Annotated in this window: 16 protein-coding genes; 4 read left to right on the top strand and 12 right to left on the bottom strand. The window is 33.8% G+C overall.

Features of this window, described 5'->3' with window-relative positions; translation table 11 throughout:
- Positions 1 to 60: 60 nt before the first annotated feature.
- From mraY to KHA90_RS19385, 6 genes are all read right to left on the bottom strand, one after another.
- Positions 61 to 1,293 carry a phospho-N-acetylmuramoyl-pentapeptide-transferase gene (gene mraY, locus KHA90_RS19410; RefSeq protein ID WP_213305081.1) on the bottom strand — a complete coding sequence of 411 codons (1,233 nt, stop codon included), beginning with the start codon at positions 1,291 to 1,293 and terminating at the stop codon, positions 61 to 63.
- Between the two features lie 92 nt (positions 1,294 to 1,385).
- Positions 1,386 to 2,849 (bottom strand): UDP-N-acetylmuramoyl-L-alanyl-D-glutamate--2,6-diaminopimelate ligase, encoded by a 1,464-nt coding sequence (locus tag KHA90_RS19405; protein WP_213305078.1) that lies wholly within the window; start codon positions 2,847 to 2,849, stop codon positions 1,386 to 1,388.
- Positions 2,846 to 4,858, bottom strand: a complete 2,013-nt coding sequence (locus KHA90_RS19400) for a penicillin-binding protein (RefSeq protein WP_213305075.1) — start codon at positions 4,856 to 4,858, stop codon at positions 2,846 to 2,848. The genes KHA90_RS19405 and KHA90_RS19400 overlap by 4 nt, the downstream gene beginning before the upstream one ends.
- Positions 4,849 to 5,196: an FtsL-like putative cell division protein gene (locus tag KHA90_RS19395; protein WP_213305072.1), complete on the bottom strand. Its 348-nt coding sequence runs from the start codon at positions 5,194 to 5,196 to the stop codon at positions 4,849 to 4,851. Before KHA90_RS19395 ends, KHA90_RS19400 begins: the two co-directional genes overlap by 10 nt.
- A 16-nt stretch (positions 5,197 to 5,212) precedes the next feature.
- Positions 5,213 to 6,121 (bottom strand): 16S rRNA (cytosine(1402)-N(4))-methyltransferase RsmH, encoded by a 909-nt coding sequence (rsmH, locus tag KHA90_RS19390; RefSeq protein WP_213305069.1) that lies wholly within the window; start codon positions 6,119 to 6,121, stop codon positions 5,213 to 5,215.
- Positions 6,096 to 6,569 carry a division/cell wall cluster transcriptional repressor MraZ gene (locus tag KHA90_RS19385; RefSeq protein WP_029273286.1) on the bottom strand — a complete coding sequence of 158 codons (474 nt, stop codon included), beginning with the start codon at positions 6,567 to 6,569 and terminating at the stop codon, positions 6,096 to 6,098. Before KHA90_RS19385 ends, rsmH begins: the two co-directional genes overlap by 26 nt.
- A gap of 378 nt (positions 6,570 to 6,947) precedes the next feature.
- On the opposite strand from KHA90_RS19385, the gene KHA90_RS19380 reads away from it, so the two are divergent.
- Both KHA90_RS19380 and yihA read left to right on the top strand, forming a co-directional pair.
- Positions 6,948 to 7,712, top strand: coding sequence for an alpha/beta fold hydrolase (locus KHA90_RS19380; RefSeq protein WP_213305054.1), 765 nt, complete (start codon positions 6,948 to 6,950; stop codon positions 7,710 to 7,712).
- 42 nt (positions 7,713 to 7,754) lie between these two features.
- Positions 7,755 to 8,375 carry a ribosome biogenesis GTP-binding protein YihA/YsxC gene (yihA, locus tag KHA90_RS19375; RefSeq protein ID WP_213305051.1) on the top strand — a complete coding sequence of 207 codons (621 nt, stop codon included), beginning with the start codon at positions 7,755 to 7,757 and terminating at the stop codon, positions 8,373 to 8,375.
- A 391-nt stretch (positions 8,376 to 8,766) separates the two neighbouring features.
- Here yihA and gldC read toward each other — a convergent pair whose 3' ends face one another.
- A complete protein-coding gene (gene gldC / locus KHA90_RS19370; RefSeq protein ID WP_213305038.1) occupies positions 8,767 to 9,102 on the bottom strand; it encodes a gliding motility protein GldC in 336 nt (111 codons plus the stop codon).
- The gene (gene gldB / locus KHA90_RS19365; protein ID WP_213305035.1) at positions 9,102 to 10,061 is read right to left on the bottom strand and encodes a gliding motility lipoprotein GldB; all 960 of its coding nucleotides are present in this window, start codon (positions 10,059 to 10,061) and stop codon (positions 9,102 to 9,104) included. The genes gldC and gldB overlap by 1 nt, the downstream gene beginning before the upstream one ends.
- A 100-nt stretch (positions 10,062 to 10,161) precedes the next feature.
- Here gldB and nadE point away from each other — a divergent pair, with 100 nt between their 5' ends.
- Together nadE and KHA90_RS19355 are read left to right on the top strand one after the other, a co-directional pair.
- Positions 10,162 to 10,968, top strand: a complete 807-nt coding sequence (nadE, locus tag KHA90_RS19360; protein WP_213305032.1) for an NAD(+) synthase — start codon at positions 10,162 to 10,164, stop codon at positions 10,966 to 10,968.
- Between the two features lie 93 nt (positions 10,969 to 11,061).
- Positions 11,062 to 11,691, top strand: a complete 630-nt coding sequence (locus KHA90_RS19355) for a response regulator transcription factor (RefSeq protein ID WP_026730588.1) — start codon at positions 11,062 to 11,064, stop codon at positions 11,689 to 11,691.
- On the opposite strand, the gene dnaG is transcribed toward KHA90_RS19355, so the two are convergent.
- The 4 genes from dnaG to KHA90_RS19335 all read right to left on the bottom strand — a co-directional run bounded on the left by dnaG (position 11,688) and on the right by KHA90_RS19335 (position 16,354).
- Positions 11,688 to 13,748: a DNA primase gene (gene dnaG / locus KHA90_RS19350; RefSeq protein ID WP_213305029.1), complete on the bottom strand. Its 2,061-nt coding sequence runs from the start codon at positions 13,746 to 13,748 to the stop codon at positions 11,688 to 11,690. The two genes, KHA90_RS19355 and dnaG, sit on opposite strands and share 4 nt — an antisense overlap.
- A gap of 125 nt (positions 13,749 to 13,873) precedes the next feature.
- Complete coding sequence (locus KHA90_RS19345) at positions 13,874 to 14,905, bottom strand: hypothetical protein (RefSeq protein ID WP_213305026.1); 1,032 nt, start codon at positions 14,903 to 14,905, stop codon at positions 13,874 to 13,876.
- A 680-nt stretch (positions 14,906 to 15,585) separates the two neighbouring features.
- On the bottom strand, positions 15,586 to 15,807 hold the full coding sequence (locus tag KHA90_RS25470; protein ID WP_244860453.1) for a hypothetical protein: 222 nt from the start codon (positions 15,805 to 15,807) through the stop codon (positions 15,586 to 15,588).
- Complete coding sequence (locus KHA90_RS19335; RefSeq protein ID WP_213305023.1) at positions 15,794 to 16,354, bottom strand: RNA polymerase sigma factor; 561 nt, start codon at positions 16,352 to 16,354, stop codon at positions 15,794 to 15,796. Before KHA90_RS19335 ends, KHA90_RS25470 begins: the two co-directional genes overlap by 14 nt.
- Positions 16,355 to 16,580 lie beyond the last annotated feature (226 nt).

Below are 16,580 nucleotides of genomic sequence, written 5' to 3'. Positions count from 1 at the left end.
ACTATTTTCTTTCATTTATAAGAACTTTTAATTTTTAATTCTAAATTTTTAATTTAAAAATTATCTAAGTTTTAAAGTAACGATTGATAATATGGCTAACATGATCGCAACAATCCAAAAACGAGTTACAATTTTACTTTCATGATATCCTTTCTTTTGGTAATGATGGTGCAAAGGCGACATCAGAAAAATTCTTCGACCTTCACCGTAACGTTTTTTAGTAAATTTGAAATAGCTCACTTGTAAAACCACTGAGAAATTTTCTACTAAAAAGATTCCACACAATAGCGGAATCAATAATTCCTTACGAACTGCAATTGCTAAAACTGCAATGATTCCTCCAATGGTCAAACTTCCTGTATCTCCCATAAAAACCGATGCGGGATAGGAATTGTACCAAAGAAATCCGATCAAAGCTCCCACAAATGCGGATATAAAAACGGTCATTTCTCCCGAATTCGGGATGTACATAATATTTAAATAATTCGAAAAAATAATATTTCCGGAAACAAACGTAAATATCCCGAGCGCGAGCACAGAAACTGCCGAAGTTCCCGCGGCGAGACCGTCAATTCCATCTGTTAAATTAGCTCCGTTTGAAACTGCTGTGATAATAAAAATAACAACCGGAATAAAAATTAACCAAGCCCATTTTTCATATCCTTCACCTGTCCAAGCTAATAATTCAGCATAATCAAATTCATTATTTTTTACGAACGGAATTGTTGTTGCTGTCGATTTTTCCTCAATTGGCGCAGGTAAAATCACAGTTGTATTTGTTGTAGTTCTAAAAACATCAGTTCTGCCCGTATCTGTTCTAACGGTTACAGCAGGATTAAAATAAAGAACTGCTCCAACGATGATTCCTAAACCAACTTGCCCGATAACTTTAAAAATTCCTTTAAGTCCTTGTTTGTCTTTTTTGAAGATCTTAATATAATCGTCTACAAAACCAATTGTACCCATCCAAAGCGTGGTTACAATAAGCAATACAATATAAATATTATGCAAACGAGCAAATAACAAAACCGGCACAAGCGTTGCAAAAATGATGATAAGCCCACCCATTGTTGGCGTTCCTGCTTTTTCATTTTGACCAGCCAGACCTAACTCACGAACGGTTTCGCCAACTTGTTGTTTACGCAAAAAGTTTATAATTCTTTTTCCGTAAATCGTTGACAAAAGCAATGAAAGCATCAATGCTAAAGCCGATCTGAATGTGATATACTGAAACACTCCTGTTCCCGGTATATCTAATGTTTTGTCTAAATATTCAAATAAATAGTATAGCATATATCTTGGTTTATTTGTTTAATTTTTTATTTGTTAGTTTTTTGATTTTATAATTACTCGGTTAAACGAATAACCAATTCACCGTTTAAACTTTATTTACCCAGTTGTTCTAAAATTTCCTTTACGGTTTCCATATCATCAAAATGATTTCGAACACCGTTTATTTCCTGATATGTTTCATGCCCTTTTCCGGCAATTAAAATAATATCATTTGGCTGAGCCAATTGACAAGCCGTTTTAATTGCTTGTTTTCTATCTGTAATTCTCAATATTTTTTTATAATTATGAGCCTCAACTCCTTTTTCCATTTCGTCTAAAATCACTTCAGGATCTTCGTTTCTTGGATTATCCGATGTTAAAATTGCTTTATCACTTAGATCTGTAGCAATTTTTGCCATAATTGGTCTTTTTGTTTTATCTCTGTTTCCGCCGCAACCCACAACTGTAATCAATTGTTCGTTTTTTGTACGGATATCAGCAATCGTTTTTAGAACATTATCTAAAGCATCCGGCGTGTGTGCATAATCTACAATTGCAGTAACATTTCCTGCTGAAACAATATATTGAAAACGACCCGAAACACTTTCTAAATCAGACAATAAACGCAATGCTTCTAAACTATCCATTCCTAATTCTACAGCCGTTCCGTAAATCGCTAAAACGTTGTAAGCATTAAAACTCCCAATTAGTTTTACCCAAACTTCATTATCGTTTACCTTTAATAATAAGCCTGACAATTGACTTTCTAATATTGTTGCTTTAAAATCAGCATATGATTTCAATGCATATGTAAATTTTCTCGCCACTGTATTTTGCAGCATCACAGGTCCGTTTTTATCATCTATGTTTGATAAAGCGAAAGCTGTTTTAGGCAACGAATCAAAAAATGACTTTTTAACATCTCTGTATTCTGCAAATGTTGGATGATAATCCAAATGATCGTGCGAAAGATTTGTAAAAACTCCGCCAACAAAATGCAAAGCTTCTGTTCTTTTTTGGTGAATCCCGTGTGAACTCACTTCCATAAAACAGTGTGTTACACCAGCTTCAATCATTTCGTTTAAATAATGATTGATTGTAGTTGAATCTGGTGTTGTATGCGTTGCCTTATATTCGGTTTCATCCACCATGATTTTTACGGTTGACAACAAACCAACTTTGAAACCTGCTTTTTGAAACAACTGAAACAATAATGAAGCAATTGTTGTTTTTCCGTTTGTACCTGTTACGCCAACTAATTTTAATTTTTCAGAAGGATTTCCAAAATAATTAGCCGCCATAAAAGCCAAAGCCGAATTGGTATCTTTTACTTTAATGTAAGTGATTCCTTTTTCAATATTTTCAGGTAACGTATCGCAAATAATCGCAATTGCACCTAATTGAATGGCCTTTTCTATATAATCGTGACCATCAGAAAGTGATCCGCGAATGGCTACAAAAACATCATTTGTTTCAATTTTTCTTGAATCAAAATCAATTTTATGTATATCAATTTCTGTCGAACCTGTTACAGATTCAATTGCTACTTTATATAATATGTCTTTCAGTACTTTCACGATAATTCTAATACTATTGTTGTGTTTTTACTAATATTTTGTCCAGCTTGTAAAGACTGTTTTTTTACTTTTCCTACTCCGTTTACTTTTACTTTTAAACCTAAATTTTCTAGTAAAGCAATCGCGTCCATTCCCGGCATTCCTTTTAAATCCGGAACCTGATTTGATTTTTTATTCGCTTCAACAACATAATATTTATCATAACTTGAATCCTGTTTTGGCACTCTTGAATCCAGTTTTTTAATTTTATTTGTTGATGGCGCATCTGTAAATATTTTTTGGGCAATTCTTTTAAAAACCGGTCCCGCAACATCTGCTCCGTAATAATTATTTTTTGATGTATTGGGCTTATGAACCACTACAATACAGGAATATTTAGGATGATCTGCCGGAAAATATCCCACGAAAGAAGACGCGTAATACAACGCTGACTTCCCTTCTTTCCCACCATAATTTACCTGAGCTGTTCCTGTTTTTCCTGCCATCGAAAAATCTTTTGAATACAACTTAGAACCAGTTCCTTTTTTAACTACATTCTCTAATACTGCTTTTAATTTTTTAATGGTTTCCGGCGAACATACTTTCGGATTTATTACTTCAACATCAAATTTCTTGATCGTTTTGTTCCATTCTTTTATTTCTGATACAAACTGAGGTTTTACCATTACACCATTATTGGCAACAGAATTATAAAAAGCCAAAGTCTGCATTGGCGTAACCGAAACTCCGTAACCAAATGCCATCCACGGAAGCGAGACACCCGACCAGTGTTTGTCACCAGGTTGTGGTATATAAGGTCTGCCTTCTCCTTTAAAATGCAATCCTAATGTTTTGTTTAATCCGTACGAATTAATATGATTTACAAACTTAGAAGGGTCGTTTTTGTAACTATTATAAACCGCCTGAACCATTACCGTATTTGATGAAAGCTCGAAACCGCGTGCTAATGAAACTTTTCCATAACCAGCTCTGTGCGAATCAGTAACGGTACGACCATAATATTTCACTTGTCCGTTGTGACTATCAAAAACAGTACTTGTATCTGCTACTTTATCATCTAAAATCGCCATTAAATCGACTAATTTAAAAGTAGATCCCGGCTCATGAGATTCTGCTACAGCATAATTTGTAGTTTCATAATACGATCCGTCTTCGCCTCGTCCTAAATTCGAAATTGCTTTTACATGACCCGTTTCTGTTTCCATTACCACCACACAACCGTGATCAGCTTCGTATTCTTCAAGCTGTTTTAATAAAGCGTGATGTGCGATATCCTGAATAAAAACATCAATTGTCGAGATGACATCAAAACCATCCTGAGGATCAACTTCATTGACATCACGAATAGGTTTCCATTGTCCTTTGGCAATTTTTTGTTTTAAAATTTTACCGTCTTTTCCGTTTAAATAGCTTTTAAAAGCGTACTCGATTCCTTTCCCTACTTCTACTCCAGTTGCAGGATCAATACGATCGTAACCAATTGTTCTTTCAGCAATTTTTCCTATCGGATGTTTTCTAACCGTTTCCTGTTCAATGATAATCCCACCTTTAAAAGCACCTAATTTGAATAATGGAAAACCTTTAATCTTAACATATTCAGTATAACTCAAATTGCGGGCAATCAAATAGTAACGATTTTTATTGTCTCTCGCTTTTCTTAATTCTTTTTCGAAATAACTTGCCGGTTTATCTAAAACTTTTGATAAAGAATCTGACAATCCTTTTACATACTTTTCGAAAGTTTCTGTTTTTGGCGCTTTTGCATCAAAACGAATTTCATAATTAGGAATCGATGTTGCTAATAAACTTCCGTCAGCTGAATATATATTTCCTTTGTTTGCCGGAATTACAAAATTTCTAACCGTACGCTGTTTCGCCAGTTTTCTATAATAATCTCCTTCAACCCATTGAATATTGGTCAACTTAACAACAATAGCAATTGCCATCACAAAGATGAAAACTGCTACGAGGTAAATTCTGTAGGATATATTTTTATCGTCTACTGCCATATTCTTTTAAAGAAATTTTTTTCTTCTTCTTTTTTAACTTCTATTTTAACCGGTGGAACTGTTGATGGATAAATTTGTTTTTCAAACATTTTATCTGATATCGTTGATTCCATTTTCAATTTCATTAACTCAGAACGTCGGTCTACAAATTCAGATCGCAATTCTTTGACTTCATTATTGAGTTTTGCAATTTCAAAAACCTTTTGTTCGTATCGTTGTGTATTTGCAATCATCAATATCGCAAGCAAAATTATAAAAACTATGAATCGCCAGTTTTTCACCGCGTCATCGTTTAAAAGAAATCTTGCTTTTAATATGCCAAATACTCCACTTTTCATTTTCTACCTATATATATTATATCTTCTCGGCAATTCTTAATTTTGCACTTCTTGCTCTGTTGTTGATTTTAATCTCTGCATCGTCAGGAATAATCAATTTCCCTATTGTTTTATATGGTACAGAAAAATTTCCAAAAAAATCACGTTCAGGTTCTCCCTCAAACATTCCGTTTTTAATAAATCTTTTAACCAATCTGTCTTCTAACGAATGATATGAGATTACAGAGAATCTTCCGCCCGGATTTAGAATTTCTAAAGATTGCTCTATGAATTCCTTCAAAGCTTCCATTTCGTGGTTTACCTCAATTCGAATCGCCTGATAAATCTGAGCCAATACCTTATTTCGAACTCTTTCCGGTAAAAATTTTGCCAGAACGTCTTTCAATTCATCTGTCGTTTTTATTGGCTGATGCTCTCTGGCTTCTAAAATTGTTCTTGCAATCACGGGTGCATTTTTCAACTCCCCATAATCAAAAAAAACACGACGTAAATCCTGTTCTTCATATTCATTAACCACTCTGTAAGCATTTAAGTCATTCTTCTGACTCATCCGCATATCCAGATCGGCATCAAATCTTGTAGAGAATCCTCGTTCCGGAACATCAAACTGATGTGACGAAACACCTAAATCAGCTAAAATTCCGTCTACACTTTTAACTCCGTGAAAACGTAAAAATCTTTTTATAAATCTAAAGTTCTCATTAATTAAGGTAAACCGTTCATCTGGTAATGCATTTACAAGCGCATCTTCGTCCTGATCAAAAGCAAACAATCTTCCGTTTGGCCCTAAGCGTTTCAAAATTTCTTTTGAATGACCTCCGCCACCAAACGTTACATCTACATAAATGCCATCAGGTTTAATGTTTAAACCATCAACTGTAGGATGAAGCAAAACCGGATTATGATATTCCATTGTCGTCGTCATTAATATTTCCCATTACTTCTTCGGCTAAATCTGCAAAATCCATATCTTCGCCGCTTATTGATTTCTCGTATAAATCTTTATCCCAAATTTCCACAATATTAACCGCAGATGAAAAAACCACATCTTTAGAAATACTTGAAAAAGCTACCAAATCCTTTGGAACCAATAATCTTCCTAATGCATCAATCTCTACCACTTTAACACCAGCAGTAAATCTTCGGATGAAATCATTGTTCTTTTTTACAAAACGATTCAGCTTGTTGATTTTTTGCATCATCAGGTCCCACTCTTCCATTGGATACAGTTCTAAACACGGCTGAAAAACAGAGCGCTTCAAAACGAATCCGTTTTGAAGAGAAGAAGCCAATTGCTTTTTTAAAGGCGCAGGCATCATTAGCCTTCCTTTAGCATCGACTTTACACTCATATGTTCCAACAATTGTGTTCAAGAAAAATACTTTAATATGTTATACAGCAAAAATATAAAAAATATTACCACATTTTACCACTAACTACCACTTTGTTGATAAGTTTAACCACTTTCTCCCCACCATCCTTAATTTATGGACAATCAATACTTTAGATAATAATTAGCCGATCCGTAATTCTGTTTCCACATCAAAAAAAATACGCACTATATTTCTTAAAAAAATAGTTATTATGCAGTTTTCTTAACATTTAACAAATACTCGAAAACACCCCATAAAAGCTGATTTTTAAACACTTAGAAGTTCGACAAAAATTATCTAGTTAAAAAATGGTAGCAAAAATTCATTTTTATTTATTAAACCCTATATTTGTCCAAATTGAAATTGGCATTAAATTAAATGGACAAACACTACAAAAAAGAAGGCAAATACAGCTATTATGAAGCTGGAGAAGGAACTCCTATCGTGATTTTACATGGCTTAATGGGAGGCCTTAGTAACTTTGATGCTGTAGCACAATATTTCCCAACGAAAGGATACAAAGTTGTTATCCCGGATTTGCCAATATACACCCAAAGTATTTTAAAAACCAACGTAAAAAGCTTCGCTAAATATGTTAAAGACTTTATCACATTTAAAGGCTTTGACAAAGTTATTTTGCTAGGTAATTCACTTGGAGGTCATATTGCACTTTATCACACAAAACTATATCCTGAAAAAGTAGCAGGACTTGTAATTACCGGAAGCTCTGGTCTTTATGAAAGCGCTATGGGTGACAGTTACCCAAAAAGAGGTGATTATGAATACATCAGAAAGAAAGCTGAAGACGTATTTTATGATCCTGCAATTGCCACTCCGGAACTTATTGATGAAGTTTATGCAACGGTAAACGATCGTATTAAACTAATCAAAACCTTAACAATTGCAAAAAGCGCAATTCGTCATAATATGGCTAAAGATTTACCTAAGATGCCAGTGGAAACTTGTATTATTTGGGGTAAAAATGATGCTGTAACGCCACCGAATGTTGCTGAAGAATTTGATAAATTATTGCCTAATTCAACTTTGTACTGGATAGACAAATGTGGACACGCTGCTATGATGGAACATCCTGAAGAATTCAACAAAATTCTTGAAGAATGGCTCGTTAAAACGAATTTATAGCATCTAACTTTTGACTTTTAGGAGGTCTTAAACACAAAAAACATGAAAATTAATACCGCCGAATTTATAATCAGTAATTCTGAAGTTGCAAAATGTCCACAGGATTTTTTGCCGGAATATGCTTTTATCGGAAGATCAAACGTAGGGAAATCCTCTTTGATCAATATGCTTACCAATCATAAAAATTTAGCTAAAACATCAGGAAGACCTGGAAAAACGCAGTTAATTAATCACTTTAAGATTAATAACAATTGGTTTTTGGTCGATTTACCTGGTTATGGCTACGCAAAAGTATCTAAAAAAACAAAATCGGTTTTCCAGCAATTCATTACTGATTATTTTGAAACCAGAGAACAATTAGTTTGTGCTTTTGTTTTGATTGATATTCGTCATGAAGCTCAAACTATCGATATTGAATTTATGTCGTATATGGGAGAAAGCGAGATTCCGTTTTGTATCATTTTTACTAAAGCCGATAAGATCAGTAAAACGAAAATTGATTCACATATTGCTGCCTACAAAAAACAAATGTTTGCCAATAACTGGGAAGAAATGCCACATTATTTCGTGACTTCCGCTACAGAACAAACCGGAAAAGATGAAGTTTTGAGTTATATCGATGAAGTAAATCAGGAAGTTTTTAAAAACAATAGTCAATTTTAAATTCCAATTTTTTAAATTCCAAATTCCAACACAAGGAAATAATCAATAAAGAAATCCCAAATTCCAACCTTACAATTGGAATTTGGGATTTCTTTATTGGAATTAAAACTACTTCTAAGTATCTGCTAGCGCGAGCGTCCCGCTCGTGAACGTACTTTTATATTTATAAAGTAGAAATATTGTAAATCTTATTTTGCATGCATTCACGAGCGGGACGCTCACGCCAGCAGCTGAACGAGGAATCTCCCGCGATGAATCGATAAAAATTGTCGATAATCTGTGCGGAGTTACTTGATGAGATTCCTCGTTCCTCGGAAATGACAAGAAAACAAAAATCCCAAATTCCAATTTTAGGTTGGAATTTGGGATTTTTTATTATTGGAATTTAAATTTATTTAGCAAGTTCCAGTTTTTCTGCAAAATAATCACAGAAATCCTTCATTGTATCCGACATTTTTTCGTCGTCTGTTGCGCGTTTAAAAGTATCTGCCATTGCAACTAAAGTCTGATGGAAGAAAATCTTCATTTCATCAACCGGCATATCTTTTGTCCACAAATCGATACGCATCGTTTCTTTGACTTTACTGTCCCAAATAGACAACATAATTGCTTTTGCTTCTTCCGCTTCAACACCGCCATCTTTTGCGCTCCACGTTAATTTTTCCGGCACACGGTTTTCATCTAATTCTATATTGAATCTAATTTCTGAGTTTACTGTATCTGACATTACTTCTTAGGTTTATATTTTGATTGTTCAAAAATTTCTTTTGCATTTATTTTTAATAATTCCGGCAATGTTACATTCGTATTATTCTTCATGTAAGATCGCACTATTTGCCATCCCAGCCAGGCGCAAATTCGTCCCGGAGAATCGTTATCTATTTCTAAATAAAATTTAGAAAACGGAGCCGGCGCTATAAATCGGGTTGTTAATTTTGGATCATCACTGTACAGCATTTCATTTTCAATAATAAAACGCCACATATACGCTTCATTTTCCTGACTCCATTTTATTTGTTCCGGTGTGTAACCTATTTTATCCGCATCTGAATATTCAGGTAAAAGCAGATCTTTTGCGTACAATTGTTTTCCTTCAAAAATCATTTGAGAAATTAAGTTTTTATCCGCAAAAGCAGGAATATTTCTGTAGGCAAAACTTGAAACTACATCCGGCATAATTTGTTTCTCTTCAAAATTCTGTTTAAGATAATTAGGGAACTGATAAAATTTATGTTCTTTCCCTAAATACAACTCTAAGGCAACAATTACGAGACTATCAGCATAAATTGCTTTTGAGGTATAATCCATTTCTCCAATTACAGTAATTACTTTAGGAGTTTTTGATTTTGGAAAATAATACTTTACGTGCTGAAACAATTTATTGAATTCCTGACGAACAGGTTCAAAATTGGCGTATTTTTTTTGCACTTCAGTATATACTTCTTTCCAAAGCGGATCCTGCATTTTTTTCAACCAAATATTATCGTCATTTCCTGCCGGGAAAAAGAAAGGATATTGTCTTTTTACTTTCGCTAAATCTTCCGGTTTAGTTTCAAAAAACACTTTATCAAAGCGCTCTACTTTAATATCCACAGGGATTTCTTCGACCTCTTTTTCTACTTTAGTTTTTTGTTCACAGGACAAAAAAAACAAGGACAGAACCACTACAAAGCGATAAATTTTCATTTTATTTTAATTAGATTTGTGTTGCTGGATTTTAAGTAAAAAGATACTTAAAAAATAATTCTGCAAATATACATCCCTACATCTTAAAACTTGAACTATTATGGCTAAAAAAAGTACGATTCAGACAGAAAAAGTAAATACCCACATTGTAGAGTGGCTAAAAAATTATGCTAACAATGCAAAAGCAAACGGTTTTGTTATTGGAATTTCCGGTGGAGTTGACTCTGCTGTGACTTCTACCCTATGCGCCCAAACGGGTTTGAAGGTTTTATGTGTTGAAATGCCAATTCACCAGGCTCCAAATCAAGTTTTAAGAGGAAGAGAACATATTGACCAGTTAAAAAAGCGTTTTTCAAACGTTTTTGATGTACAAACTGACCTTACAAATACATTTGAAGCTTTTAAGTCAGCAGTTCCTACAACGGAAGATTCAACAAAAGTTAATTTATCGTTAGCAAACACTCGTGCACGCCTCAGAATGACGTCTTTATATTATTTAGCCGGAATTCACGGCTTATTAGTTGCAGGTACTGGGAATAAGGTAGAAGATTTTGGCGTAGGTTTTTACACCAAGTATGGAGATGGAGGAGTCGATTTAAGTCCAATTGCCGACTTAATGAAATCAGATGTATATGCTTTAGGTGAATTTTTATCAATTCCGACAACAATTTTAACAGCCGCTCCTACAGATGGATTATTTGGCGATAATCGTACAGATGAGGATCAATTAGGGGCAAGTTATGACGAACTTGAGTGGGCAATGTTAGCCGCGGAGTCAGGAAATACGGTATCTGACTTTGATGGGAGAGAAAAATCTGTCTTTGAAATTTATAAACGTTTAAACACCAGCAACAAGCATAAAATGGACCCAATTCCAGTCTGTTTAATACCAAAAACGTTAAAATAAAAGATTTTAACATTTGTCTGCAATTAATTACAGAATTTATTTATTAATTTTACAGTTCCAAAAACATGAACAATTCTAAAAAAGGTAAAAATTATGATTAAAGTATGTCTTGCAGACAATCATCCTGTGACTCACTTTGGCGTTAAGTCTTATTTCAAAGACCACGATCAAATTTCAATTGTTGCCAACGTAGGCAATTTTTCAATGGTTAGAGATATTCTTCAGACGAAGGAGATCGATATCCTAATTCTCGATCTAGAGCTGGAGGGGCTTTCAAGCATCTTCGAGGTCAAGTCGATCCTGAAAAATTTCCCGAAGACAAAAATTGTAATTTTTAGTGACCTCGCTGAACAAATGTATGCTCCAAATGCTATTAAAGCAGGAGTTTCCGGGTATGTGCACAAAACAGAAAAACTTGAAACTTTAGGTCTTTCTATTATCAAAGTACACGAAGGAAAAATTATCATCAACGAAACGGTACGTAAAAACATGGCACTTATTGCTAAACAAAGCAAAAGCGAACGTTTGTACAGAAAACTTTCTAATCGTGAGATTGAAGTTTTACGTTACTTAAGTGATGGTAAGAAGAATAATGAAATCTCTAAAATCTTAAATCTGAACGAGAAAACGATCAGTACTTACAAATTAAGATTATTGACTAAATTAAATGTTACTAATTTAGTTGACTTAGTTAATAAAGCGAAGACTTTAGAAATTATTTAATGGTATCTCGACATTACTCTTCCTAGTTTTTTCGAGAATGAATTGACAAGTTTCGAGTAATCGACAACCATAGACAAAAGCTCTGTATTATCTGAATTATCAGGTTGTATAGAGCTTTTTAATTCTTCAATGATTTTGTCTACCAAAAACCAACGCATAGACATAATAGTTTCAGAAACATATTGTGCAATTGTTTCGTGTTTCATTTTTGAAAAAATGTTCTGCCCTTCCCAATCGTGCAGCGTCAATCTTTCATCTTCCATCAAAATATCAGTAACCTCCTGAGCAAAATCAGGCTGTAAACGCATTAAATACTGCTCCAGATTGAATTTTTCAGTTTGGTTGTAGAATCCAATTAAGTCGGTATAAATATCTCTGAACAAATTATTAGAAAGTTCAACCTCATCTTCCTGCAAACTCAAATAAATTCGCTGGAAAACTTTGTATTGTCTCTTTTCAGAAACCATTACGACTTCACCTTCATCATTATTTTTTAAAAGTACATCTTCAAACTCTTCTGTTTTATCTCCATAAAGCAATAGGATTTCAATTACTTTTCGTTCTAAACGGTAAAGAATATCTACTTTTTCTGTCGACTCTGCTGCATATCCGGATTCTCCCGGATAATCCTCTGGTGGTCCATTTCTTGGATCTTCCGGATCTCCTCCTGAATATCCGCTATTTTTTTGATTTTGGTTTCTATGAACTTCAAAAGGTTTTTGTTCCTGCTTTTGCCTTTTACCAGCCTCAACAAGATCTTTTTGAATTAATTGTGCCAAAGTACTCGTAAGTACCTGTTCAGAAATATCCATGATTCTGGCACATTCCTGAATATAAACTTCACGCTGGATACGATCCGGTATTTTTGAAATACTAGCGACCATATCCCTGATCAAATCGGCTTTTTTTATAGGATCGTTCTTAGCATCCTTCATTAAGAGCGACGCTTTAAACTGAATAAAATCTTTACTGTTTTCTTCTAAATAGGCAACCAGTTCATCGTGAGAATTTTTTCGTGCAAAACTGTCCGGATCTTCTCCATCAGGAAAAGCACAAACTCTTACATTCATTCCTTCTTCAAGAATCAAATCGATTCCTCGAACAGAAGCGCGCAATCCTGCAGCATCTCCATCAAAAAGAACGGTTATATTTCTGGTCAGCCTATTTACCAAACGAATCTGATCTGGCGTTAAAGCGGTTCCTGATGAAGCCACAACGTTTTCAATTCCTGCCTGATTGAACTGAATTACATCTGTATAACCTTCAACCAGATAACAATTATTTTGTTTTGCTATAGCTTGTTTTGCCTGAAAAATTCCGTAAAGTACTTTACTTTTATGGTAAATATCACTTTCCGGCGAGTTTAAGTATTTCGCAGCCTTTTTATCATTAGTTAAAATACGTCCTCCAAAACCTAAAACACGTCCGGACATACTTTCGATAGGGAACATTACACGACCTTTAAAACGGTCAAAAGGGCGGTCTTCTCGGGCAATTGTCAAACCGGTGCTTTCCAGAAATTCCAGTTTATAACCTTTACCAAGAGCTTCTTTGGTAAAGGCATCCCAGGTTTCAGGCGAATATCCTAAACTAAATTTCTTGATGGTTTCATTTGTAAAACCTCTTTCTTTAAAATACGAAAGTCCAATTGCTTTTCCTTCTTCTGAATTTAAAAGTGTATTGTTGAAATATTCTTTTGCAAATTCTGATACTAAATACATACTTTCACGAACATCTGTCATTGCTTTTTCAGCATCTGTCTGTTCGGTTTCTTCAATTTCAATGTTGTATTTTCTTGCCAAATACCGAATGGCTTCCGGATAGGTAAACTGTGAATGTTCCATTAGGAATTTAACAGAGTTCCCTCCTTTTCCTGTACTAAAATCCTTCCAGATTCCTTTTGCAGGCGATACCATGAACGAAGGTGAGCGCTCATCTGAAAATGGGCTCAATCCTTTGAAGTTACTTCCGGCTCGTTTTAAATTAACAAAGTCGCCAATAACCTCCTCTACACGAGCAGTTTCAAAAACAGTATCAACAGTATTTTGTGAAATCAAAACGTAAAATATTTTAAAAATTTGAAGTCTGTAAAAGTACACAAATCGATTCTTAATCTTAGGGTTTTCCATAAAAAAAGTGCCTCTTTCGAGACACTTCTTTCACTAACTAATTAACTGTATTCTTAATTTAAATCAAGGCGTAATCCTAACGAAATATTATTTTCCTTTACTAAATTATCCTGAAACAGCGGGTTCAAATCATACTTTGCATACAAACTCAACTCTTTGTATCCAATATAAGAACTCACGCCGTAAATAAAATTGTTTACATTATAATCTCCTTTTATTGTTGTTTTATAATCTAAATCGTCCTGATCGTATTTTAAAATTTGTTTCGATTTTACATTTATTCCTGCATAACCACCAATCCCGAAGCGGAAACTTTTATGTGTTTTAAAATATGTTTTTCCGTTACTTACCTGAGGTTTTGAGAAATCAAATTCTAAATGTAATGGCAATACTACATAAACATTTCTAAAACGAGATTCATCTAAATTTATAGCATTTGTTTGCAGTTCCGTTTGATTGCCATTTACCACAAAACTTCTGTTATCTGTTGCACGAATATTATTGTACATTAACGAAAGTCCATATTTAGCGTGTAATAAATTGTCGTTTTTCATTAGTCTGGAATTATAGGTAAAACCCCATTCGTAGAAATGCGAACCAATAAAACTGTAATTTGCATCCTGAAGTTTTCCGTCGACCATCATATTATTTAAACCCATTGCAAATACAAATTGTGACGTAGTTCTTTTTTCTCCGTGAATTGAATCTTTATCAGCATCTCTTCTTTTCCAACTAAAGACATAAGTATGTGTAGAATCCTGTTCTTTGATTTTACCGTCGACTTTTTGCTGTACCAGATCGTTAAGTTCATTTTGAGCCAAAGTCACTTTTTCTTCAATGATAACCGCTCGGGCTTCAGCCAATTCTTTTTTGCGCTTATCTGCTTGTTCCTGTGTAATTTTGCCTTCAGACAATTGTACGTTTACGGCTTCTACTTCTTCTTTTAAAGTAGCTTTTTCTTCTTTGGTAATCTTCTCTATTTTATTGGCAATTTTCTTTGCTCTGGATTCAAAAGTTTCCTGCCCCAGAACTTTAGTAACAAATAAAAAGACCAGGATTACGAGATAAATGGTAAAATTTTTCATGATTGATTGATGATTTTTTTAAATTATTAATTATTGATTATTAATTATTGATTGTTAATGGTTAATTGTTGATTGCTTAACCTTCTTTCTTCTATACTCTTTATTCTATACTCTTTCTTCTATATTCTTTATTCTATACTCTTTCTTCTATATTCTTTCTTCTATACTCTTTATTGTTGCTGATTACGATTCGCCAACGCCACTTTCACCGATTGGTAGTTTTTATTGACTTTTGTAATCATTTTTTCCCTAAACGAAAGCTCTAATTCCCCATCGACCTGATTGAGTAGATCATTAGCATTGATTTTTACTTTTGATTTTGGTTTTACCGAATTTTCAGCGACAACGCTTTTTTCGGCTGTTTCCAGTAACTGATCTACCGTTTCTCTTTTAGGATTTTCAGTTTCAGTAACTGAAGTTTTAATGATTGATTGTTTTTCCTGATTGTTTTTGATGATGATTGAAGACTCCGCTATTTGATTTGATCCATTTTTTATGGTTTGATTTGATTTTTGTCCCGAAACTTCAGGCAGGTTATTTTCTTTTTTTATTGATTTTTGAGTTGAAGTTTTTTCTGAAATTGCAACTTCAGTTTTATTGGAATCTATTATGTGTGAATTTGGTTTTACAACCGAATCCTTCTTTACATTCTCTTTTACAACAATTGCATTTTGTGGTGTTTAAACTGGATTTTTCTTCTGATTAAAAAAGAATGTTCCCACTAATAAAAACCCCACAATACTGGCTGCGATATAAATCCATCTTTTATTATTTTTTGGCTGTTTTTTTTCTTCAGCAATACTCAACATTGCATCTAATCGATCCCAGGCTTTGTCGCTTGGTTCTATTTTACGTTGATTTAGCTTTTCACGGAAATCCTTTTCAAAATTATTCGGTTCCATTATCTTGTTTTTTTAAAATATTAATCTGTGTATGCAGCATTTTTCTGGCGTGCGATAATTGCGATTTTGATGTTCCTTCATTAATTCCCAACATCTTTGCAATTTCATTGTGTTTGTATCCTTCAATGGCGTATAAATTAAAAACCATTTTGTATCCGTCCGGCAAAGCATCTATTAAAAACTGAATCTGATCTATTGTAAACTGGCTGTCAATTGCATTGAAACTTTCTTCTGTGTAAATCTCATCTTCGGCAAACTTTACTTTTTTCTGAACTCGTAAATACGATATACATTCATTTACCATAATCCTGCGAATCCAACCTTCAAAACTTCCTTTATTTTCAAATTTGTTTAAGTTGGTAAACACTTTCATAAAAGCGGTTATCATTACATCTTCGGCAAGTTGAATGTCCTTTATATATTGGCGGCAAACACTCAACATTTTTGGAGAAAACCGACTATAAATTTGCTGTTGTGCTTGTCGATTATTTTCGACAGCCAACTTTATAAGTTCAGTTTCTTCTTGATGTAAATGAATAATTTTCATTAATAAGCGTTTGGTTTTTGGTTTAGTAGCGGTCTTCTATTAGCATAGACGATTGTCGTGTCGAAATGGTTGCATCAAGGAGGTAAAATTTCAATAAAAAAATTCCAAGTCCCAAAAAACCTCCATAAAAACACTGTTTTACAGAGAACTAAAAACAATTATCAAATTGACAAATTTTCTAATTATCTAATTAATTCTCTTCACTGAGGCAAGATAATCTAAATCA

The organism is Flavobacterium psychroterrae, from assembly GCF_018380615.1.
GTDB classification, from domain to species: domain Bacteria; phylum Bacteroidota; class Bacteroidia; order Flavobacteriales; family Flavobacteriaceae; genus Flavobacterium; species Flavobacterium psychroterrae.
This window is presented reverse-complemented; position numbering and strand designations above follow the sequence as displayed.